Source organism: Nocardia jiangxiensis NBRC 101359, assembly GCF_000308615.1.
GTDB lineage: Bacteria > Actinomycetota > Actinomycetes > Mycobacteriales > Mycobacteriaceae > Nocardia > Nocardia jiangxiensis.
Map to the genome: position 1 here is coordinate 58,755 of NZ_BAGB01000037.1, position 20,769 is coordinate 79,523.

Annotated in this window: 20 protein-coding genes and 2 pseudogenes; 9 read left to right on the top strand and 13 right to left on the bottom strand. The window is 66.7% G+C overall.

The window, feature by feature from the left end; translation table 11 throughout:
• Positions 1 to 63 precede the first annotated feature (63 nt).
• Positions 64 to 564, bottom strand: a complete 501-nt coding sequence (locus tag ON40_RS12285; RefSeq protein ID WP_051193021.1) for an Lrp/AsnC family transcriptional regulator — start codon at positions 562 to 564, stop codon at positions 64 to 66.
• Between the two features lie 139 nt (positions 565 to 703).
• On the opposite strand from ON40_RS12285, the gene ON40_RS12290 reads away from it, so the two are divergent.
• The 3 genes from ON40_RS12290 (at position 704) to ON40_RS12300 (ending at position 4,134) form a co-directional block, all read left to right on the top strand.
• Positions 704 to 1,159, top strand: a complete 456-nt coding sequence (locus ON40_RS12290; protein WP_040821926.1) for a MarR family winged helix-turn-helix transcriptional regulator — start codon at positions 704 to 706, stop codon at positions 1,157 to 1,159.
• 12 nt (positions 1,160 to 1,171) lie between these two features.
• Positions 1,172 to 2,605, top strand: coding sequence for an MFS transporter (locus tag ON40_RS12295; protein ID WP_245567772.1), 1,434 nt, complete (start codon positions 1,172 to 1,174; stop codon positions 2,603 to 2,605).
• A 353-nt stretch (positions 2,606 to 2,958) separates the two neighbouring features.
• Positions 2,959 to 4,134: a damage-control phosphatase ARMT1 family protein gene (locus ON40_RS12300; protein WP_040821930.1), complete on the top strand. Its 1,176-nt coding sequence runs from the start codon at positions 2,959 to 2,961 to the stop codon at positions 4,132 to 4,134.
• A gap of 67 nt (positions 4,135 to 4,201) precedes the next feature.
• Here ON40_RS12300 and ON40_RS12305 read toward each other — a convergent pair whose 3' ends face one another.
• The 6 genes and pseudogenes from ON40_RS12305 to ON40_RS12325 all read right to left on the bottom strand — a co-directional run bounded on the left by ON40_RS12305 (position 4,202) and on the right by ON40_RS12325 (position 10,779).
• The gene (locus ON40_RS12305) at positions 4,202 to 5,239 is read right to left on the bottom strand and encodes an LLM class flavin-dependent oxidoreductase (RefSeq protein WP_040821932.1); all 1,038 of its coding nucleotides are present in this window, start codon (positions 5,237 to 5,239) and stop codon (positions 4,202 to 4,204) included.
• On the bottom strand, positions 5,236 to 5,748 hold the full coding sequence (locus ON40_RS12310; RefSeq protein WP_040821934.1) for an SRPBCC family protein: 513 nt from the start codon (positions 5,746 to 5,748) through the stop codon (positions 5,236 to 5,238). Before ON40_RS12310 ends, ON40_RS12305 begins: the two co-directional genes overlap by 4 nt.
• A 248-nt stretch (positions 5,749 to 5,996) precedes the next feature.
• Positions 5,997 to 6,878 (bottom strand): MSCRAMM family protein, encoded by an 882-nt coding sequence (locus ON40_RS54495; RefSeq protein ID WP_245567774.1) that lies wholly within the window; start codon positions 6,876 to 6,878, stop codon positions 5,997 to 5,999.
• Positions 6,855 to 8,546: pseudogene (locus tag ON40_RS54500) on the bottom strand (MFS transporter); the annotation flags it as partial. The gene ON40_RS54495 and the pseudogene ON40_RS54500, both read right to left, overlap by 24 nt.
• Before the next feature lie 57 nt (positions 8,547 to 8,603).
• Entirely contained in the window at positions 8,604 to 9,065 is a 462-nt protein-coding gene (locus tag ON40_RS12320) for a MarR family winged helix-turn-helix transcriptional regulator (RefSeq protein WP_040821936.1), read from the bottom strand.
• A gap of 82 nt (positions 9,066 to 9,147) precedes the next feature.
• The gene (locus ON40_RS12325) at positions 9,148 to 10,779 is read right to left on the bottom strand and encodes a GAF domain-containing sensor histidine kinase (protein ID WP_306305382.1); all 1,632 of its coding nucleotides are present in this window, start codon (positions 10,777 to 10,779) and stop codon (positions 9,148 to 9,150) included.
• 357 nt (positions 10,780 to 11,136) lie between these two features.
• On the opposite strand from ON40_RS12325, the gene ON40_RS12330 reads away from it, so the two are divergent.
• The gene (locus ON40_RS12330) at positions 11,137 to 11,607 is read left to right on the top strand and encodes a pyridoxamine 5'-phosphate oxidase family protein (protein ID WP_373281894.1); all 471 of its coding nucleotides are present in this window, start codon (positions 11,137 to 11,139) and stop codon (positions 11,605 to 11,607) included.
• A gap of 3 nt (positions 11,608 to 11,610) precedes the next feature.
• Here ON40_RS12330 and ON40_RS12335 read toward each other — a convergent pair whose 3' ends face one another.
• Together ON40_RS12335 and ON40_RS12340 are read right to left on the bottom strand one after the other, a co-directional pair.
• On the bottom strand, positions 11,611 to 12,252 hold the full coding sequence (locus ON40_RS12335) for a response regulator transcription factor (RefSeq protein ID WP_040821938.1): 642 nt from the start codon (positions 12,250 to 12,252) through the stop codon (positions 11,611 to 11,613).
• 430 nt (positions 12,253 to 12,682) lie between these two features.
• Positions 12,683 to 13,024, bottom strand: coding sequence for a hypothetical protein (locus tag ON40_RS12340; protein ID WP_157186277.1), 342 nt, complete (start codon positions 13,022 to 13,024; stop codon positions 12,683 to 12,685).
• A gap of 651 nt (positions 13,025 to 13,675) precedes the next feature.
• On the opposite strand from ON40_RS12340, the gene ON40_RS12345 reads away from it, so the two are divergent.
• On the top strand, positions 13,676 to 15,175 hold the full coding sequence (locus tag ON40_RS12345; protein WP_040821981.1) for a flavin-containing monooxygenase: 1,500 nt from the start codon (positions 13,676 to 13,678) through the stop codon (positions 15,173 to 15,175).
• Between the two features lie 28 nt (positions 15,176 to 15,203).
• Here ON40_RS12345 and ON40_RS12350 read toward each other — a convergent pair whose 3' ends face one another.
• A complete protein-coding gene (locus tag ON40_RS12350) occupies positions 15,204 to 15,824 on the bottom strand; it encodes a class I SAM-dependent methyltransferase (RefSeq protein WP_051193022.1) in 621 nt (206 codons plus the stop codon).
• A gap of 264 nt (positions 15,825 to 16,088) precedes the next feature.
• Complete coding sequence (locus ON40_RS12355; RefSeq protein WP_040821941.1) at positions 16,089 to 16,280, bottom strand: YegP family protein; 192 nt, start codon at positions 16,278 to 16,280, stop codon at positions 16,089 to 16,091.
• 230 nt (positions 16,281 to 16,510) lie between these two features.
• Here ON40_RS12355 and ON40_RS53175 point away from each other — a divergent pair, with 230 nt between their 5' ends.
• The 3 genes from ON40_RS53175 (at position 16,511) to ON40_RS51800 (ending at position 18,478) form a co-directional block, all read left to right on the top strand.
• On the top strand, positions 16,511 to 16,798 hold the full coding sequence (locus ON40_RS53175; protein WP_245567773.1) for a hypothetical protein: 288 nt from the start codon (positions 16,511 to 16,513) through the stop codon (positions 16,796 to 16,798).
• Positions 16,795 to 17,112, top strand: coding sequence for a hypothetical protein (locus ON40_RS12365; protein WP_040821943.1), 318 nt, complete (start codon positions 16,795 to 16,797; stop codon positions 17,110 to 17,112). Before ON40_RS53175 ends, ON40_RS12365 begins: the two co-directional genes overlap by 4 nt.
• Positions 17,113 to 17,434: 322 nt before the next feature.
• Positions 17,435 to 18,478, top strand: a complete 1,044-nt coding sequence (locus ON40_RS51800; protein ID WP_306305383.1) for an alpha/beta fold hydrolase — start codon at positions 17,435 to 17,437, stop codon at positions 18,476 to 18,478.
• Here the strand turns inward: ON40_RS51800 and ON40_RS56025 are convergent.
• A pseudogene (locus ON40_RS56025) lies at positions 18,404 to 18,970 on the bottom strand (AMP-binding protein); the annotation flags it as partial. The gene ON40_RS51800 and the pseudogene ON40_RS56025 overlap by 75 nt on opposite strands.
• Before the next feature lie 162 nt (positions 18,971 to 19,132).
• Between ON40_RS56025 and ON40_RS12375 the strand changes: the two are divergent.
• On the top strand, positions 19,133 to 19,552 hold the full coding sequence (locus tag ON40_RS12375) for a hypothetical protein (RefSeq protein ID WP_051193019.1): 420 nt from the start codon (positions 19,133 to 19,135) through the stop codon (positions 19,550 to 19,552).
• A 5-nt stretch (positions 19,553 to 19,557) separates the two neighbouring features.
• Here the strand turns inward: ON40_RS12375 and ON40_RS12380 are convergent.
• On the bottom strand, positions 19,558 to 20,769 hold a 1,212-nt coding region (locus ON40_RS12380), incomplete at its 5' end, for a PucR family transcriptional regulator (protein WP_306305384.1).

The window sequence follows — 20,769 nt, forward strand, 5'->3', positions numbered from 1 at the left end:
GTCGTCCGGACCCGGGCCGCCGGACAGAGCTTTCGAGCCCGACCGGCTCGGTCGCGACGCCGATCAGCTTCGGGCGCGCGGGCGCACGTGCTCGAAGATCAGGATCGTCTCGGTGCTCGCCACCGCCGGGCGGGCGCTGAGATGTTCCAGGACGAACCGGCGCAGCCCCTCGGTGTCGGCGGTGGCCACGTGCACGAGGTAGTCGTCGGCCCCGGCGATGAAATACACGTCGATCACCTCGTCCAGCGCGGCGAGCTGCTCGCCGAATTCGGCCAGGTGGGGTCGCGCTCCGGCCTGCACCCGCACCGCGATCATCGCCTGCAGACTGCGGCCCAGGGCGGCCGGATCGATATCGGCGTGGAAGCCGCGGATGACGCCGCGTTCGACCAGTGCGCGGACGCGGCCCAGGCAGGTCGAGGGGGCGATCCCGGCCGCGGCGGCCAGTGCGTGGTTGGTGATCCGGCCGTCACGGGCCAGTTCGTCGAGCAGGATGCGGTCGACGTCGTCGAGTGCGGCGGGTGTGCGTGCCGGACGTGGAGCAGGTGGTTGAGCGGTCTTGCGCATATCGCAGACCCTATAGAAGATCATTCGGCACATCTGTGTTCAGCAAAATATTGTTCGATGTACCCGGCTTCCGTGCATCGCCGGGGAACTGTACAGGCAAAACTGGACAGTCTGAACTGTTTAGTCTAACGTAGAAGTTATGGACCAGATCCCCGGAGATGTCTCCGAATCCTCCGTGCGCGCCTCGCGCGAGCTGCGGACCGTGGTCGGCCGCCTCCGCCGCCGGCTGCACGAGCTGGCGGACAATCGCGAGCTCACCCCGACGCAGACCGCGGTGCTGAGCCGGTTGGGTAAACAGGGTGACGCATCGGCCAGCGAACTGGCCGCGGCCGAGCGGGTGCGCCCGCAATCGATGGCCGCCACCCTCGCCGTACTCGACGAGCGGGGTCTGATCCAACGCCGCCCCGATCCGCAGGACGGCCGCAAACAGCTGGTGTCGCTGAGTCCCGCCGGCCGCGCAATCTTCGACGATCGATCCCGGAGCGGGCAGGAGTGGCTGGCCAGGCAACTGGAGGACAACTTCACCGAATCCGAGCGGATGACCGTCCTCGAGGCGATGGCCCTGCTGGAACGGCTGATCCAGCTCGATCCGTGACGAGGTGGGCCCTTGACCGCAGTAATGGAACGTGTGGCGGCGCCGTTGCGCCGCATTCGCCGCGATGACGACGGATTCGACCGCAAGCTGATCGCCCCGATGGTCCTGGGGTCGATCCTGAATCCGATCAACTCCTCGATCATCGCGGTATCGCTGGTGCCGATCGGCCGCGCCTTCGGTGCGCCTCCCGCGCAGACGGCCTGGCTGATCTCCGCGCTGTATCTGGCCACGGCCGTCGGACAGCCGGTCGTGGGACGTCTGGTGGACCTGTACGGTCCGCGACGGCTGTTCCTGGCCGGTACCGCGCTGACCGGAATCGCCGGTGTGCTCGGCGCATTCGCACCGAATCTGGGTGTGCTGATCCTCGCTCGGGTGATCCTGGGCTTCGGCACCTGCGCGGGCTATCCGTCGGCCATGTATCTGCTGCGCAGCGAATCCGAACGCAGTGGCAAGGACAGTCCCGGCGGCATCCTGACCCTGCTGGCGGTGGCGAATCAGACGATCTCGGTGATCGGTCCGTCCCTGGGCGGGGTGCTGATCGGGATCGGCGGCTGGCGCACCACCCTGGCGGTGAACATTCCGCTGGCGGTCGCGGGATTCGTGCTGGGCTGGCTGCGGTTCCCGAATGCGGCTGTGCGGCAGGACGATCCGAAGTCGCTGTCCCGGATCGACTTCGTCGGGATCGCGGCCTTCGCCGGCATGCTGGTCTCGCTGCTGCTGTTCGTGATGACCCCGCGCCTGTCGAACCTGTATCTCCTCGCGATCAGCGGTGTCTGTGCCGTCGCGCTGGTGGTGCGGTCGTTGCGGACCGCCGAACCGTTCATCGATCTGCGCGTGCTCGGCGGCAATATCCCGCTGGTCGCCACCTATGCGCGATCGGTTCTGGCGGCCACGGTCACCTACTGCTATCTCTACGGATTCACGCAGTGGCTGGAGGACGGCCGCGGCCTGAGCGCCTCGGCGGCCGGGCTGGTGCTGCTGCCCACCTTCGTGACCGCGATCGTGGTCTCGACCACGACCGGTCGTCGCCCGCGGATTCGCGGCAAGCTCATCGTCGGGGCGGTCGTCCAGTTGATCAGCGGTGCGCTGTTGCTGATGACGCACGGTTCGACCGCGATGTGGCTGCTGCTCGGGCTCGCGCTGGTGGTCGGCGTGCCACAGGGATTGCTCGCCCTGGCCAACCAGAACGCGGTGTACCACCAGGCCGATCCGACCCGGATGGGTTCCTCGGCAGGATTGCTGCGGACGTTCATGTATCTCGGCGCGCTCATCGCCTCCAGTGCCAACGGCGCATTCTTCCCCGCGACCGCGAATACCGCCGGACTGCACGATCTGGGCCTGTTCGTCCTGGTCATCTCGGGTGTGCTGCTCGTGGTCACCGTGCTGGATCGGTCGCTCGCCCGGGTCGGCAGGGCGGGAACCCGCGAAACGCCACGAAATAGCTGAAGGCTCGCTAAGCTCGCGGGTGTCTCGATGAACGAGGCAGCTCGAGAAGGCGGGCCGCGATTGCCCCCGCGGCCCGCTTCCGCGCCGGATCACCTGCGTCGCAGGGATTCGGCGCGATCTCTTCGAAGACCAATTCTGCTTGTCCTCAGTAACTTTCGGAGATCATCGGATCATCCTGCGCAAGGAATGATGCTGCGCGTAGATTTCCCCGCCATCATCCAGCCCAGCATCCAGGTTCGGGAGACTCGGGCAGGAGAGTTGGGAGGCTTGAGTGTGCTGATCAGTAGCCATCGGATCGACGTTGTCCTAGGGCCGCCTTCGCGACACTCGCGTCGATACGACAGGATCGGAGCATGACCGCCGCGCCGCCGATTCTCGCCGGAGTCCCGGGCACGTTCCCGCACAGCGTGTTCCACGACCGACACCCCGTCCTGATCGATCAGGTCATCGCGGGCCACCCGTACGATCCCGCCCAGCGTGCGGCCCTGCTTCGCCTGCTGGACGAGAGTCGCGACGGGATGATCGAACAGCTCCACACCGCCGCGCCCGATCTGCCGCACTGGCTGGCCTGGGGCCGGGATCTGTGGGGGCGTCCATGGCGTGAGGCCTCGTTCCTGTGGGCGGAGAGTTATTTCTACCGCCGCCTGCTCGAGGCGGTCGGCTATTTCGGGCCCGGGGCATGGGCCGGGGTCGATCCGTTCGCGCCCAAGAAGTACGCCGAACTGGACACCCCGCAGGTCGCCGCCGAACTCGCGGCTCTGGCGGACATCTCGACCGCGTCCGGTGACGCCGCCCGCGACGCGCTGCTGCGCTCGGCCCTGTGGGGTAATCAGGCCGATCTCGGATTCCGGCTCACCGCGGGTCCGGGCACCCGCAGCGGTCTGCTGGCGGACGACAGCGCCCAGTTGTGGTCGGCGCTGGACGGCGCGAACGATGCGACGGTCTGCCTGATCGCGGACAACGCCGGTCGCGAACTGCTACCGGATCTGGTCTTGGCCGACCACCTGCTCAGCACGGGCCGGGCGGCCCGGATCGTGCTCTACCTGAAGCCGCAGCCCTACTACGTCTCCGACGCCACCCTGCACGATCTGCTGGCCGTCCTGCGGTTGCTGCGCACGGCGGCCGAACCGCAGGCACAGCGCATCGGACAGCGGCTGTGGCAGGCGATGAGCGAGGATCGACTCGTCCCGCGCACGCACGAATTCTTCTGCGCCCCACTGACATACCACGACCTACCGGCCGACCTGACGGCCGAGCTGTCCACTGCCGCAATGACGATCCTCAAGGGCGATCTGAACTACCGCCGCCTGGTCGGCGATCGCTACTGGCCGCCGACCACGCCCTTCGCCGACCTGGCGGACTACTTCCCCTCCCCGGTGACCGCGCTGCGCACCCTGAAATGCGATGTCGCGACGGGCCTGCCCGACGGCCGCGCCGCCGAACTCGACGCCGCCGACCCGTCCTGGCGCACCAGCGGCGACTACGCGGTCATCCAGTACGCCCGGCCACGGACTACGGGTGACATGTGAAGGCGGCACACTGCTGAACCCTCTGCTGTGCTCGGCCGAGCGCTGAGACCCGGTGCCGCTCAATCGCTCAGCCCACCTCGGCGACCAGTTCGAGCGCTCGGCCCAAGGTGGTGAGCTTGTCGCGCAGGGTGTCCCCGGCGGGATACAGGCGCACGGTGTCCACGCCCGCGTCGCGCCAGACGCGGAGCCGTTCACGCACCATCTCCTCGGTGCCGATCAGCGTGGTGGCCAGGACCATCTCGTCGCTGACCAGTCCGGCCGCGCCCTCGCGGTCCCCGGCCTGCCACCGCTCCCGGATCTCACCGGTGACCTGCGACCAGCCCTGGCGGCCGTAGGCGGCGTTGTAGAAATTGGTGCCCGCACTGCCCATTCCGCCGATGCTGAACGCGAGTTCCAGCTTCCGGGTGCCGATGTGCGCGTGCAGTCGATCGGCGTCGTCGAACAGCGCGACCTCGGCGCCCTGGCAGATGTCCAGATCGCCGCGGGTGCGTCCGGCGGCGGCGAGTCCGGCGTCGAGATGGCGGAAGTAAGCGTGCGCACCCTCGGGAACGAAGCTGGTGCCGAGCCAGCCGTCGGCGATCTCGCCGGTCAGTTCGAGCATTCTGGGGGAGAGGGTGGCCAGGTAGATCGGGATGTCCGGATTCGCGGCCTTGGACAGTCGCATCGGACGGGCCTCACCGGGCAGCGGAATCCGGAAGTGCTTGCCGGAGAACGAGATCTTCTCACCCGCGAACACCTGCCGCAGAATCTGCACGGTCTCGCGCATCCGGGTCAGCGGGTGATCGAACCGCACCCCGTGCAATCCCTCGATGACCTGGGGTCCCGATGCGCCCAGTCCGAGCAGGAATCGTCCCCCGGACAGATCGGCCAGCGTCAGCGCCGCCTGCCCGATGGCCACCGGAGTGCGGGTGCCGAGCTGAATGATGCCCGAGCCCAATGTGATCCGATCGGTGCGGGCCGCCAGATAACCCAGCACGGACGGCGCGTCGGATCCCCACGCCTCGGCCACCCAGCACACGTCCAGGCCGAGTTTCTCCGCCTCTAGGACGAAATCCATGGTCTCGCGGCTGTTGCCGGAGATCTCGACGGTCGTCGCGGTTCTCATCGCGCCTGTTCCACCCGGGCCTTGATCGCCTCGACCGTGCCGGTCATCGCCGATTCGAATTCACGCATCCGGACGAACACGATCTTCTCCTCCTTGTCCGGCATCCGATCGATGGCCAGCGACAGACCCGACCGGGCCGGACCCAACCGCATCCACTCCCGCAGCGCGGTGCCGCCGTCTCGCGGCTCGAGGGTGAAACGCCATGTGGCGGTCGGGTTCTCCGGATCGTTCACCGCCCAGGCGAAGGTGTTCGGCGCATCGCATTGCACGACGTGCGAGGTGGTCTGCCATTCACCGAGTGCCGGATGGCTGTTGCTGCCGAGGAACGTGTTGCCGACCGCCGGGCCGGTCGCCTCGCCCAGCCAGGTCGCGGCCTGGAGTTCATCGCTGAACTGCGGCATCAGCGTGATGTCGGAGACGATCTCCCAGACCCGCTGCGGTGGGGCGTCGATCCAGATCTCGACCTCGGCTGTCGGGCCGTCGGCGTACTTCGCGCCGATCCACTCCATGGGAACACCTCCGTATCGTCCGCTGAGCTGCATAGTCTCGTAGTTGAACTATGCATGTCAAGCGAACTGCGGAGGAAGCGGGGTCGCTGTGCGAGTCAGGGCGGCACCGGTCTCGAATCAGCCGATCCCGCCGCCCGAGACCTGGACGCGCCATGTGGCACATGACGCCACTCTGCCATCGATGCCGTACTGCGTTCGGTGCAATTCCGCACTGCGAGAACGTATTTCGGTATTCGGAGAGCCGTCCGTCACCGGGACGGGACATCGAAATGCAGGTCGAGCTTCGGATCACCCGGGCCGTTGAGCGTGACCACCGCCGAGACCGGCAGATGCCCGCTGGCGCACAGTGTGTAGTCGCCGGGGATCAGATCCGCGAGCGTGTAGCCGCCCGACGCGTCGGAGACGGTCGCGGCGACCACGGTCCCGTCGGCGGCCAGGAGCGTGATGCGGGCACCCGGGATGGGCACGTCGCTGTGGTCGTGCCGGACCGTGCCGGAGATCGCGGCCGCATGGGCGAGCGCGAGATCGCAGCGCACCATGTCCTCGGCGCCCACCAGTACCGGCGCGGCCGTGGGCCGGTACCCGGGAGCGTGTGCGGTGAGCGTGAACGTCCCGGCGAACAGCCCGGGAACCGCATAGTTGCCGTGCACATCGGTCGTGGTGGTCCCGACGACCTCGCCGCGGCCATCGATGACCACGATGGTGGCCAGCGGCACCGCGGTGTCGCCCGGTGCCAGAACCCGGCCGGACAGACTCGCACCACCGGCCAGCACCACATCGTGCACGACCGGCTCCGTGCCGACGGACAGCGGCGTGGCATGTGGCCTGCGGGTATCCGCCGCGGTGATCAACACGTACCGTCCGGGCGGCGGCAAGAGCAGTGCGAATCCGCCGTCGGCGCGCGAACAGGCGCGGCCGTGCTGATGCCCGCGATGATCGATCAGGGTGAGCGCCGCGTCGGCCACCGCGCGGCCGTCCGCATCGTTGACTCGTCCGCCGATGCCGGGTACACTGCCGTCGCCGGTCGCGGAGAATTCGGCGACGTCGCGGGATTCGGTGTACTCGTCACCTTCGGTGACGGCGGCAACCGGCTCGCGGCTGCGCACGAGCGAAGCGGCAGCCGCCACCACCGACATCGCGATCGCCATGGAGAACACCACGACCAGCCCGTCGTGGAACGGCTGCGAGACCAGATGCGGGAAGAATTGCCGTCCGGTCAATGTGGCGGCATTGGCCGCGGGCAGGTTATGCAGAATGTCCGGTCCCAGCAGATGCTCGATCGGGTTGTAGCCCAGGAATGCCGCGAACAGCACACCCACCGGCGGCAGCGTCGAGATCGATCGGGCCGCCGCGGCGGGCACACCCTGATCGGTGAGTCCGGTGAACAGCGTGTGCGGCATCGATCCGGCGAGCCCGGCGATCATCAGCGAGAAGAACACGCCCATCGACAGCACCATGCCCGCGTTCTGGAACGTCGCGCGCATACCGGAGGCCGCACCCCGGGCCGCGGCCGGCACGTTGGACATGATGATCGCGGTGTTCGGCGCGGCGAACAGCCCGCTGCCCAGCCCGTTGACGAACACCAGCAGCGCGAACACCCAGTAGGCGAAATCGGTTGGCAGCGCCAGCATTCCGCCGAAGGACAGCGCCATCACCACGAATCCCGAAGCGGCGAACCCTCGTGCGCCGAACCGGTCCGACAGATGTCCGGCGATCGGTCCCGCGACGAGGAATCCGCACGTCAGCGGCAGCAGATAGATTCCCGCCCACAGCGGTGTGTCCGCGTAGTCGTATCCGTGCAGCGGCAGCCAGATGCCCTGCAGCCAGATGATCAGCATGAACTGCAGTCCGCCCCGGGCGATCGCGCCCAGCAGCGTGGCCGCGTTACCGCCGGCGAATTCGGCGTTGCGGAACAGCCGCAGCGGGAACATCGGCTCGGCGACCCTGATCTCCACGATGCAGAACACCACCAGCATCACCGCGCCGCCGATCAGCCCGGCCAGCACCCACGGATTCGTCCAGCCCATGGTGTGTCCGCCGTAGGGCTGGATGCCGTAGGTGATTCCGGCCAGCAGCGCGGTGAGCCCGATCGCGAAGGTGAGATTGCCCCACCAGTCCATTCGTCCCGGGGTGCGCACACCCGTCTCGTGCAGCGAGCGATACGCCCACACGGTGCCGATGAGGCCGATCGGCACGTTCACCCAGAACACCGAGCGCCAGTCCCACGCCACCAGCGCACCGCCCAGGATCAGCCCGACGAACGATCCGGCGATACCGGCAACCATGTTGACGCCCAACGCCATTCCACGCTGACGTGCCGGGAACGCGTCGGTGAGGATGGCCGCGGAGTTGGCCATCAGCATCGCGCCGCCGACGGCTTGGACCAGCCGCCAGCCGATCAGCCACAGCGCCCCGCCCGCACCGTGCAGCGGATCCAGCGACAACAGCACCGAGGTGACGGTGAAGATGCCGAATCCGGCGTTGTAGATGCGCACCCGCCCCCACATGTCACCGAGCCGCCCCAGCGCGACGACCAGCACGGCGGTGACGAGCATGTACCCCATCAGCACCCACAGCAGGTAGCTGACGTTGCCGGGTTGCAGTGGATCGAGGCGAATGCCGTTGAAGATGCCCGGTAGCGAGATCAGCACGATCGAGGCGTTGACGGTCGCGATGAGCATGCCGAGGGTCGTATTGGTCAGGGCCACCCACTTGTAGCGGGGATGGTCGACACCGATCCAGGTGCTGCGGCCCCCGGGCCCCTCGCCCGCGGCTCGGGTCAGTTCTTCGATAGCCATCGATCTGTTCCGTCCGTCGAACTCCGGCAGGGGTTTTCCCGAAAGCCCCTGCCGCACTTACTTGTCGAACACGTCGCCGGGTTGTACCGCCCGGCGCACGATGGGCAGCGCGGTCCGCATCGCCGCATCCAATTCCGCGCGCTCCCGGTCGGGGAGCGCGGCCAGGCGCTCGGCGAGCCAGTCGCGGCGTTCGCGCCGCCGCTCGGCGAGGATCCGGCGACCGGCCTCGGTGACCTCGACGAGGCATCCGCGCCCGTCCTGCGGATCGGGTCGGCGCTCGACCAGCCCGCCTGCCTCGAGTTTGTGCACCAGCTGGGTCATCGACGGCTGGGCGACACCCTCAGCGGCGGCCAGCGCGGTGAGCCGATGTGCGCCCTGTCGATCCAGCCGGCCGAGGGTGGAGATCGTCGTCAGGCTGATCTGCTGCCGACTCGGCAACTGCCGCACCAGCATCGCGGACACCTCGATCAAGGTCGAGGCCATCTCGCCCAGGTCCTCATCGGGGTGCGGCGTGCTCATATGTCGTGTGTATCACATGCCTATATAGGCTACCTATGTTTATTTGGGACGAAATTTTCTACGGAACCATCGATCCGGTGTGTCAGTGCAGGGGAGCGGACCAGAACAGCCGGGTGCCCGTCTTCGTCGGAGCGGCCGGGCCGACGGTGAACCGGCCGCCGGACCGCTCGGCGCGCCGACGCAGATCCGCCGATCCGGAGGAGAACGGATCGCGCGGATTCGGTGCGCCGTCGTCGGTGACCAGCACCGTGAGATCGTTCGCGACGCCGACCGCGATCTCCACATACGTGGTGCCCGAACGCCGCAAGGCCGCGGCAACTGCCTCGCGCACAACGGTTTCCGCGTGTTCGGCGAGTTCGGGTTCGATCACCGACAGCGGCCCGTCGACCCGCAGCGCGGACCGCACCTCCCGGTGCGCGCACTGCTGCCGGATCGCCCACTCGAGGCGTTCGCGCAGTTGTGCCCCACGCCGGTCGCCGCCGTGTAGTTCGAAGATGGAGGTGCGGATCTCCTGCACCACATCCTGCAGATCGTTGACCACGCCGGTGAGCCGGTCGCGCACCTGGCTCGATGTCGTGCGAGGAATGGTGCCCTGCAGGGTCAGGCCGATGGCGAACAACTGCTGGATGACGTGATCGTGCAGATCCTGCGCGATCCGGTCGCGATCGGTGAGGATGTCGATCACCTGCATGCGCCGTTGTGCTCGCGCCAGCTGCATCGCCATCGCCGCCTGATCGGTGAATCCGGTGACCAGATCCGTGACTTCGGCCGAATACTGTGCCGATCCGGTGGCTCGCAAGAGCACCAGTACCCCGATCCGGGTATCCGGTGTGTGCAGCGGCGCGATGAGGACGGGACCGGTGTCGGGGACGAGCCCGGCCAGACCACAGGATTCGGCGTTGTCGAACGTCGCGGACCGGCGCTGGCGCAGGACCGTGCCAACCGCGGTGTCAGCGATGCTCAGTGCGTGTCCGGGTCCGAATCGTACTGTGGGACCGGACCATTCGGTGATCTCGAGCTCATCGGAGGTCGCGTCCGGATCGTCCGGATCCGGTGCGAGCGCCAGCCACGCCCACTCGGAGCCGGTCAGCCGCAGAGCCCGGTCGGTGAGGTGCGCCAGAACCTCTGTCGTGGGGGCGCCCGCCAGGAATTCGGTGGTGATGTCGCGGGTCGCCGCGGTCCAGTCCTGGCGGGCGCGGACCGATTCGTAGAGGCGGGCGTTGTCGATCGCGATCCCGGCCGCGGCGGCCAATGCCTCGACGATGACCCCGTCGTCATCGGTGAACGACTGTCCGCCGGACTTCTCGGCCAGGTACAGCCCGCCCAGGGCATCGTCCCGAATCCGAACGGGCACACCGAGAAACGACCGCATCGGCGGATGGTTCGCTGGGAAGCCGACCGCGGCGGGATGTTCGGCGATCTCGCTCAGACGCACGGTGCGCGGATCATCACACATCAGGCCGAGCAGCCCGCGCCACTGGGGCAGGACGCCGATCCGCTCGAGCGTCGCGGCATCGATGCCCTGATGGACGAATTTGTCCAGATGCCGATCCGGGCCGTACACGCCGAGCGCACCGTAACTCGCGTCCACCAGGCTGACCGCGGTGCGCACGATGGTGTGCAGCGTGTCGTCCAGGTCGAGTCCGGAGGTGATCGCGAGGATCGCCTCGATCAGTTCGTCCATCCGGTCGCGGACATCGATGACCTCGTCCACACGCTCCCTCACCTCGGCGAGCAGCTCTCGCAGCCGTAACTGAGAGAGAGCATCACGGATCGAATACGGTCCAGATCCGGACGCATGTCCGGAACCCATCGAGGCTTCGGACCGGGGCGGCGTCGCTGTTCGCGCTGCCCCGTCCGGCAGATCGGCCATATCGGCAATCCTGACGGTCGGCGGTTTCACGCTCGGGCCCGAAAATCATACGCCCGGATCGGTGTATTCGACCCCCTGGTGCCCGGGTGATCGGCTGCTGAGGACCTTGTTCTCTGTCGAACGCACCGGCTGTGGTGATCGGATGGAGCACGACACGGTAACGAAACAGCAGATGTCAGGGAAGGAGACGGTCGCGACGTGTGGACCGAGCCGAGCCCCGCTGGTGCTGAGCCGGAACCCACGAGCGGGGGTCCTTCGACTTACGGCACCGTCGTCGACCTCGATCGCACCGAGGTCATGCAGTTGCTGGGTCGAGCGCCGTGCGGGCGCGTGGTTTTCACACGCGACGCGCTGCCCGCGATTCGTCCGGTGCGCCATATCGTGCAGGACGACCGGATCATCGTGCTCGTCCGCCTGAACTGCCGCACGGCCGCTGTGTACGGCGACCACGACCGTGTCGTGGTCGCCTACGAGGCAGACGACCTCGACCCACGCGGAGAGACCGGGTGGGCCGTGGTCGTGACCGGTCCGGCGCATCCGATCACCGACCCGGACTTGATCGCGCGGTACGAGCCGATGTTGCGATCACGCCTGGATCGGGTCGGAGACACCCTCGTGGCCATCGAGCCGACGATCGTCAGCGGCGTCGCGCTGCGCGGCCCGTGCTGAGCGTCAGAAGGGATTATGTTGTCCCGTGCGGAGTTTGGACGCGTACACCGCGGCCTGCGTCCGCCGTTCGAAGCCCAGCTTGGCCAGCAGCCGCGAGACGTAGTTCTTGATGGTCTTCTCCGCCAGGAACATGCGCTCGGCGATCTGCCGGTTGGTCAACCCCTCGCCGAGCAGCTCCAGAAGTTTGCGCTCCTGCTCGGTCAACACGGCCAGCGGGCCGTCTGCGCCCTCGCGCAGGCGCGTCATCAGGGCTGCCGCGGCTCGGTTGTCCAGCAGGGACCTGCCCGACCCGACCTCCTTGATCGCGCGGGCCAGCTCCATCCCCTTGATGTCCTTCACGACATAACCGCTGGCCCCGGCGAGGATCGCATCCATCATGGCCTGCTCGTCGGTGTAGGAGGTCAGGATGAGACAGCGCAGGCCGTCCATCCTGGAAAGTAGATCACGGCACAGTTCGATGCCGTTCCCGTCGGGTAGGCGCACGTCCAGCACAGCCACGTCTGGGCGCAGCGAGGGGATGCGCGCCATTGCTTGCGCCACGTCGCCCGCCTCGCCTACGACGGTCAGCTCGGGGTCCTCCCCGAGCAGGTCGACCAGGCCGCGACGCACGATTTCGTGGTCGTCGACCAGGAACACCTTGATCATCGGCGATATCCGTTCTCCGTCCGGGGCTTTTGGCTACGATAATCCGTCCATCTGGTTCGCACAGCCCATCTGACCAAGCCGATCGCGATGATCAGATGAAGGGACAATGCCCAGTAAACCAAAATGGCGCCGTAGTCGGATGCCCAGCCGGGGAACCGAGGTAGGCAGGCCGCTGCTGCCGCGAACATTACGGCAGCGACCGCAAGTGCGGGCCAGATCGGTGGGCGGGTTTCGGGAACGGTCGGCCCGGTATGCAGTCGTGCGACAGGAATGCTGTTCAACCTCGGTCCTGAATGTGTCGTCGATGGGTACGGAAAACAGCTCGCTGTGATCAGCTTTGTCGGTTCCGCGGTGGCCGGGGAGGGCCGGGCGGCTCGCGGCACCGGGACGAAAGTCCCCGACATGCCGGTTCACCTGCGGATAACGAGCGTCATTCGCTCCCGGCGGTCGGCCGGGGTTCGCATCGGCGAGCGAGTTCGAGCATCCGGGCTCGGTATTCGCCGGGCGTCATCCGCCCGGCGAGCCGCGCGGCCAGCAACATGTTCTCGGCGGTCAGCGCGGGCCAGACCTGTCTGGGCGACGCCCATTCGACGCTCAGCCGCATATCGATGACCGCGGCGGGCTGATCCTGTGGCGCCGGGGGAGTGGGCCGAGCCGGTCGTCGATGTCGATGTAGGCGCACACGAGGTATCCGCCCGGTGATGCGCAACGCGACGACACACCAGGCGACCAGAACGGCCATCGCACACCCGGCGAAGATAACGATGTCCACCCGCATCACCTCGTCCCTCAAGGTTACTGCGAAAGCACGTGCCCGAGAACGGTTTCCGGCCGGCGATCGGGATCGGATCCAGACCGCTACACAGCGGATACCGCGACGTGCAGTTTCCGAAACGCGAGCCGTCCACTCGCCTGGGCCGCGCGGCCGCCTTTCGAAGACTCTGGCGATGCGAACGGTTTGACTCTGGCGATGCGAACGGTTTGCGAAAAAACATTCGTACTCAGATATTCGCATTCAAACATGTGTCCGCCGGTAGGTGTCGCACAGGCGCGGGGGACAGGTCGAGTTCAACCGAAGTTCCTGGACCGCAAGCAGTTTCGGTCTCGGAGGAAGGCGGTATAGGGGAGGCGGCGCGGAGTCGGGTCAGGTTGGGCGGCCTCCAGCAGCGCCAGCCCGTGGCGGAGGATCCGGTGCACGATCGGTACAGGTGTAATTGGTAATCAATCAATTGGTATATCGCCCTATGCGCATCTGTATATGTAATCCAACCAACTGACATCGCCAACCCTGGAACAAACCACTTTCGAACAGCCCGGAGCAGAGGCAGCGGAGGCCATCTAGACGTTACTGTCGATAACAGGTACCCTTCGGGTGTGCCCGGTCACGGACGTCCGGGTGGGATCGCACGGAACGGATACCTCAATGACGCGGCATGTCGACGTACTGATCATCGGCGCGGGTCTTTCGGGAATCGGGATGGCCTGCCATCTGACCCGGGAGGGGACGGGGCGCAGTTACGTCATTCTGGAGCGGCGGACGGCGATCGGCGGGACGTGGGATCTGTTCCGCTACCCGGGGATTCGGTCGGATTCGGATATGTACACCTTCGGGTACGGGTTCCGGCCCTGGAACGGGACCAGGGTGCTCGCCGATGGGCCGCACATCCGGCAGTACGTGGCCGATACCGCCGCGGAGTACGGGGTGAGCGAGCACATCCGGTTCGGTCGGCGGATGACCGAGGCGAGCTGGTCGAGCGAGGCGGGGATCTGGACGGTCACCGCGATCGACGAGCAGTCCGGTGAGACCGAGACCTATACGAGCAACTTTCTGGTCGGGTGCACCGGTTACTACGACTACGACAAGGGCTACCGGCCGGACTTTCCGGGCGAGGAGAAGTTCCGCGGGCCGATCGTGCATCCCCAGCACTGGCCGGAGGATCTGGACTACCGCGGCAAGCGAGTCGTGGTGATCGGTAGCGGCGCGACCGCGATCACCCTGATTCCCGCGATGAGCCGCGACGCGGCGCACGTGACGATGCTGCAGCGTTCACCCACGTACATCACCGCCCTTCCGGCGGAGGATCCGGTGGCGGTCGGATTCAAGGCGGCGAAGGTGCCCGACGCGATCGCCTACCGGATCGGGCGGGCGCGCAACATCGCGTTGCAGCGCGCGAGTTTCCAGCTTTCGCGCACGAATCCGAAGTTGTCCCGCAAACTGCTGTTGAGCGCGGTGCGGATGCAGGTCGGCTCCGGAATCGACATGCGCCACTTCAGCCCGAAGTACGACCCGTGGGATCAGCGGCTGTGTGTGGTCCCCAACGGAGATCTGTTCAAGGTGCTGCGCGAGGGCAGTGCCTCGATCGCCACCGATCGGATCGAGACCTTCACCGAGACCGGTATCCGGCTCGAGTCGGGGGAGGAGCTCGAGGCGGACATCGTCATCAGTGCCACGGGCTTGACGGTGCAGATACTCGGCGGGGCGCAGGTGGTGATCGACGGTGAGCCGGTGCAGACGCGGGATCTGGTGGCCTACAAGGGCGCATTGCTGGGCGGTGTGCCGAACGCGATGATCGTGCTCGGCTACACCAACGCGTCCTGGACGCTGAAGGCCGATCTGGCCGCCGAGTACTTCTGCCGTTTGCTGAATCATATGCGGTCCCACGGCTATTCGACGGTGGTGGCGGTTCCGCGCGAGGGCGATCGCTCGGAGCATTCGATGATGGGCGGCGCACTGACTTCGGGATATATCCAGCGCGGTGATGCGGTGATGCCGCGGCAGGGCACGCGCGGTCCGTGGCAGGTGATCAACAACTATTTCCGCGACCGCAAACTGCTGCGCAAGGGCGCGATCGAGGACGGTGTGCTGGAGTTCGGCCGTCGTCCGGCGGCGACGCGTCCGGCTGCGGAGTCGCGTTCGGCCTGAACGACATCGGGCATCTCGGCCCGGCCGATCAGCGGACCACGCGGCCCGTGTCGGCAGAGTTGGTCGGGTGGGGCGCGACAGGGGCTCGGCCGACCAGATAGCGCGAGATGTGGGTGGGGAGTGGGAAGGTTCCGGTGGCGAGGCCGGAGACGTCGAATCCGGCGGCGGCCAGGGCGGTGTTGGTTCGCCGGTTGGGGTGACAACCGTCGGCGAGTGCGTGCCAGGGCGACTCGGTCAGGTCTTGCAGACGGCCCAGCAGGGTGCCGTCGGCGGCGCGGATGTGCTCGAGCACGAGCAGTTCACCGTCCGGCCGCAGCACTCTGCGGAGTTCGGCGAGAGCGGCCGCGACGTCGCCGACGCTGCACAGCAGAAATGGTGACACCACAGTGTCGAACGCGCAGTCCGCGAACGGCAGCGCTTCGGCGACGCCGTCGATCAGGTCGAGTTCGACACCGAGCTTGCGCGCGCGGCGCGCGGCCACGGTCCGCATTACCGGGTTCGGCTCGACGGCGGTCACCGCGGTGACCGCCGCAGGCAGGTAGCGCAGGTCATGGCCGGGCCCCAGCCCGACGATCAGCAGGTTCCCGCGTGCGGACGACAGCAGCCCGGCCCGTACCGGCCGAACCAGGGTCGGTTCGGCACCACTCATGAGCATGCTGTACCACACCGCGAAAAACCTGCTCCGCATTTTCCACTCCTCCCCAGGGGGCGCACGTCCGTTGACAGCATGGACCCGGTCGCGGCGGTGCACAGGCATTGACCGCATCGCGGCGTGGCTACCCGGAGTGCGGGTCAGCTGCGTTGGCAGATCTCCAGGCGCGCAGGGAATTCAGCTCGGCTGGTTCAGTGCCGGTTCGCTATCGGGAGTCCGTCCCGCCGGGATGTCTCGAATCCCGGCGGGACGGGAGCCTTTTCAGACCCCTGCCATGGTTCGGTCGACGATCTCGGCGGCCGGAGCATTCTTCTTGATCGATTCGATCCCGTTCTTGCACGCGGCCTTGCTCTCGTACGCCTCGCCGACGGCGATCACTTCACCGTTGGCGGCCTTGAGCCGAAACCGATACTTGTCGGCCTTGTCCTTGTACATCTCGAATTTCGCTGCCATCTCGGTTACCTCGGTTCTCGTTGACCTGATAACACATGACCCGAAAACAGTAGAACCCCACGCACAACGAACCCCACAAAGATCCGGAATAGTTACCATTCGGCAATCGCATCACCGAGCTGTGGCAGGCTCTGCTGGAGAGATTGCCCGCGCGCGCCGTGCCCGTGCAGGCGGGGCGAGTTCATTCGGCAGCGCCATCTGGGATAATACCTTGGTATTATAGTTGCTGCGTGGAGTACCAATGGTGGGTCGGAGCTCGCTCCTTCCTCGACAATGCCCACGTCGCGAAGTGGGAAGTGATCGAGGTTTTGTACTCGCCCCGACGGTGGCCGCGGTCGGCGACCACGAAGGACGGGTTACCGGTTCTCACCGTGTGGGGCCGGACCGACGAGGGCCGTCCGCTGGTGGTGGTTCTGCGTCAACTGCCTCTCGTACCCGGCGGGTGGCAGATCCTTCTGGCGGCGCCGATGGGACCTCGCCAGCTCGAGGAGTTCACTGCATGGGAGGCAGACCGATGACCGACAACTACCAACCGCAGCCCGGTCAGGACCCGCAGGAGTTTCTCGACTCGCTGACCTACCGCGACGACGCCGATACACCGGCATTGCCGCCGACATCGGCCGAGCTCGAGGAAGGCATGGTCACCACCTCGCTGAAAATGCCCAAGGACATGCGCGACCGAGTCCGCGACAACGCCGCTGAGCAGGGCATCACCGCGTCGATGCTGATTCGCCAGTTCATCGAAATGGGCTTGGCCGCCGAGCAACCCGGCCGGATGATCCCGCTCTCGGACGCGATCCGCGCACTGAACAGCCTGCGCGCCACCGCCTGACCGGATCGGTGCCCGACCAGGAGTGGGCTTCGACCGAGCGACGCTTGCTGCGATCACCCGGCCTAACTCCACCGAGTGGCTGTGCAGGGCAACTGAAGCGCGGTCGGTGGCTGGCGTTGCGGCACTGACGATCAGCGTGGCGAAAATTCGTGCGAGAACGGCGGTGTCCCTACTTCGACAATGTCGGTGATGTATCGAGGCGGACGATTGCCGTCGAGCCACGAAGTAGATAGCTGCCCCAGATGTGCGCCCCGGGCGGTGATCGTGGCGCCGCCGGTCGGCTATATGGTCCGTGGAGTAGGTCCGCGACGAAGGAGAGACGATGGCGGTGGCGGCGGAGTCGGTTGTCGCGGTTCCGGATTGGTTCGCCGGGGCTGTCGCGGAGTTGCCCGAACATCGCGAGGTCGAGGTCGACGGGGCTGCGATTCATCTGCGCTGCTGGGGACGGACCGGAACGCCCGGTGTGGTTCTGGTGCATGGCGGGTCGGCGCACTCGGGCTGGTGGGACCATATTGCTCCGCTGCTTGCGACGACTCATCGCGTGGTGGCGCTGGATTTGTCCGGGCACGGTGACAGCGCCACGCGATCCCGGTACCCGATGGAGGGTTGGGCCGACGAGGTGATGGCGGCGGCCGAGGCCGCGGGCATCGATGGACAGCCGTATATCGTCGGGCACAGTATGGGCGGGAGGGTGGCCGGTGTGGTCGGTGCCCGGCATCGCGAATCGGTCGCGGGCCTGATCATCATCGATTCGCCGTTTCAAGAGCCGTCCGAGGAGGCCATCGCCTGGCAGTTGCGTCGTACGGCGAAGACGTACCCGAGCGAGGAGGAGATCTGCGGCCGGTTTCGCACTGTGCCGGAACAGGACACGCTGCTTCCTTACATCGCGCGACACGTCGCGGCGGAATCGGTGCGGAAAACCGATGACGGATGGGTCTGGAAGTTCGATCCCGACATGTTGCGCAAGCGTCTCGAACACGGGCGGATCCCACCCCTCGAACCACTCCGGACCGGAGAGACCCCGGTGATTTACATCCGTTGTGAACGCGGGTTGGTGAGCCGGGAGAGGGCATCGGAGATAGCGGGGCTGTTCGACCGCCCTGCGACGGTCGTCGAATTGGCCGAGGCGGGCCACCATCCGATGATGGATCAACCCCTTCCGCTCGTCGCGACCTTGCGCACGGCCCTGGCTCAGTGGGATTCGATCCGGCGTCGAGTCCGAGCGGACCGAGGTCCCGAACAATGCGTAACACACCCCGCCGACATGGAACATCGGCATTGCGACCAGGTTCCGGTCACCGTCGGTGAACGGGAATTTGGTTCCGACACATACGGTGTGGGCGACGAGCGCCCGCTTGCCGAGTAGGACGCCCTTGGGGCGGCCGGTGGTTCCGGAACTGTAGATCACCAGGGCGATATCGGATTCCGTTCCCGCCGTGTCGAACTCGTCATCCAGATTGGCGGTCAGGAAGTCCTCGTACTCGGGGCCGTCGATGGTGATGACGCGCTCCAATCGGTGCGCCGCGCCCCGCGCATTCTCGGACGATTCGCGAAAGTCACGGCCGCAGAACAGAATTCGCACTTCGCTGTCGTCGAACAGGTAGGCCTGCTCCTCGTCCGTCAGACGCCAGTTGAAGATGGCGACACCGGCGCCGAGTGTGGCGGCCGCGAACAGTAGCTCCAGCCCGGCCGGATGATTCTTGTCCAGAAACCCGATCCGGTCACCGCGGCCGATCCCGGCGGCAGCCGGCGCGCGGGTGGTGCGGTCGATGCGGTCGTTCCACTGCGCCCAGGTCCAGCGCTGGTCGAGGTAGTCGATCGCGACCTCGCCGGGCCGTTCGGCCGCCCACCGGGTCACGAAGTCCCGGAGCAACTCCGGTGTGCCGGAAGTGGTTCCGCTCGTTCGGGTATTCGAATCGGTGCTGCTGGCCAACTGCTCGCCCTTTCGCTCCCCGGGCCTCGCCTCGATACCGGAAGTGACCCGTTCGACAAAACTAGTCCACTTGGGCTAGTCGAGGAGATGATCACGACATTTCGTGTCGACCCTCCCGAGGACCGCTTGACCGCCGCCATCACCACGGTGCGCGAACTGTTCTCGGGACCGGACTTCCTGGCCGAGATGGAGCTGTGGGCGGCGGCTCGGACCGATCCGAGGCTGCGCGAGACCTTGGTTCCGGTCGTCGAGCGCATCGGTGCCCGGTTGCGTGAACAGCTGGCCGAATTGTTCGGTGCGGAACTGGCCGCCCACCCGGACTATCCGAAGGTGTCGATGCTGACGGTCGAGGTCGCCCGAGGTTTGGCCTTCAGTGCTCCGATCCGCCGCGGCCACGGTGATTCGGCATTGCTCGAGTACTGGTGCGAGGCCGCTGCCACCATGCTCGGCCGGCCCGCCCCCGCCGGCCACCACACCGATCGTGAGCACGACCAGGTCGTGGTCTGAGTTCGTCAGCCGATCATCCCGAGTTGCCGCGCGATCATCAACGCGGCTTCGGTCTCGAGGCGGTTGACCGTCAACGGGTGGCCCAGGACTTCTTCGGCGCGGCGGATGCGGTAGTGGACGGTGTTCTTGTGGACGTGCATGCGGGCGGCGGCGTCGGTGAGGCTGCCGCGCGTGTCGAGATAGGTCTGGACGGTTTCGCGTAGGCGAGTGGTTGCCTCGTCGTCTCGCATGAGGTCGCCCAGTACTCGTCGCACCCAGGCTCGGGCGTCGGCCAGGTGATCGACGAGGAGGCTGGCCAGGGCCACCCGCGAGTGCAGTGTCAGTGGCGGGGCGGGCTCGGAGAGCAGGGCGAGGTTGCGGGCGCGTTGGGCATCGCGGAACGTCTGCCGGAATCCGTCGAGGCCCGATCCGAGTTCACCGACTGCGATGTGGATATTCTTGCGCCGCACGAGGTCTCGCAGCAGGCGATCTTCGTCCAGGACCGGCTTGCCGGCCGAGGAGATCCAGGCCCAGCAGTGTCGCTCGTCGATCAGGGCGGTGAGAGGTTGTTTGCCGGTGGCGGTGGTGAGCATGGTGGTACCGACCTGGAGTAGGTCGGTTGCGGCGGTGGGCGTGCGGATCCAGACGATCGCGGCCAGGTGCCAGCCGCGAAGTGATGTCCCCAGCATCTGTTCCGCGTCGGTCAGGTCGAGGTTGTCGGTGTCGAGTACCGCGCGGATCTGTGCCGCGCGTGCGGTTTCCGAACGGGCGTCCCAGCGGCGACGTTCGCTTTCGTAGATGTCGATGATGCCTTCGATGACCTGATCGATGTAGCTGTTGACCAGACCGGCACTGCGACTTGTGGTTTCGAGCGCGAGTGCGGGCGCGACGCCGTGCGCGCGCAGGTCGGCGATGGTGCGCTGGGTGAACCAGTGATCGCCCAGCCGGTAGGCGCGCAACAGGGCTTCCAGCGACAATCCTTGTTGCGCGAAGCGGCGGGCGTATTCGGCGGCGGCGGGCGGCACGGTGATGTCGTCACGGGAGATGCTCAGGGCCAGCATGTCGAGGATGGCGGCGAGGTTGGAGGCGGTGCTGGCGATCATCAGCCGCCGGACTTCGTCGTCGTGGCGAAACTCGGGGATGACCTCGATGAACATCGAGGTCAGCTCGCTGGTCAGGTCGTCGAAATCGGCTCTGAGACGTTCGGCGAGTTCGAGGATGGCCTGGTTGACGTCCGC

What these genes read in the sequence shown, in the direction of transcription:
- ON40_RS12285 (WP_051193021.1), bottom strand. Translation starts at nt 564, where the DNA reads ATGCGCAAGACCGCTCAACCACCTGCTCCACGTCCGGCACGCACACCC.
- ON40_RS12290 (WP_040821926.1), top strand. Translation starts at nt 704, where the DNA reads ATGGACCAGATCCCCGGAGATGTCTCCGAATCCTCCGTGCGCGCCTCG.
- ON40_RS12300 (WP_040821930.1), top strand. Translation starts at nt 2,959, where the DNA reads ATGACCGCCGCGCCGCCGATTCTCGCCGGAGTCCCGGGCACGTTCCCG.
- ON40_RS12305 (WP_040821932.1), bottom strand. Translation starts at nt 5,239, where the DNA reads ATGAGAACCGCGACGACCGTCGAGATCTCCGGCAACAGCCGCGAGACC.
- ON40_RS12310 (WP_040821934.1), bottom strand. Translation starts at nt 5,748, where the DNA reads ATGGAGTGGATCGGCGCGAAGTACGCCGACGGCCCGACAGCCGAGGTC.
- ON40_RS12320 (WP_040821936.1), bottom strand. Translation starts at nt 9,065, where the DNA reads ATGAGCACGCCGCACCCCGATGAGGACCTGGGCGAGATGGCCTCGACC.
- ON40_RS12335 (WP_040821938.1), bottom strand. Translation starts at nt 12,252, where the DNA reads ATGATCAAGGTGTTCCTGGTCGACGACCACGAAATCGTGCGTCGCGGC.
- ON40_RS12345 (WP_040821981.1), top strand. Translation starts at nt 13,676, where the DNA reads ATGACGCGGCATGTCGACGTACTGATCATCGGCGCGGGTCTTTCGGGA.
- ON40_RS12350 (WP_051193022.1), bottom strand. Translation starts at nt 15,824, where the DNA reads ATGAGTGGTGCCGAACCGACCCTGGTTCGGCCGGTACGGGCCGGGCTG.
- ON40_RS12355 (WP_040821941.1), bottom strand. Translation starts at nt 16,280, where the DNA reads ATGGCAGCGAAATTCGAGATGTACAAGGACAAGGCCGACAAGTATCGG.
- ON40_RS12365 (WP_040821943.1), top strand. Translation starts at nt 16,795, where the DNA reads ATGACCGACAACTACCAACCGCAGCCCGGTCAGGACCCGCAGGAGTTT.
- ON40_RS51800 (WP_306305383.1), top strand. Translation starts at nt 17,435, where the DNA reads ATGGCGGTGGCGGCGGAGTCGGTTGTCGCGGTTCCGGATTGGTTCGCC.
- ON40_RS12375 (WP_051193019.1), top strand. Translation starts at nt 19,133, where the DNA reads ATGATCACGACATTTCGTGTCGACCCTCCCGAGGACCGCTTGACCGCC.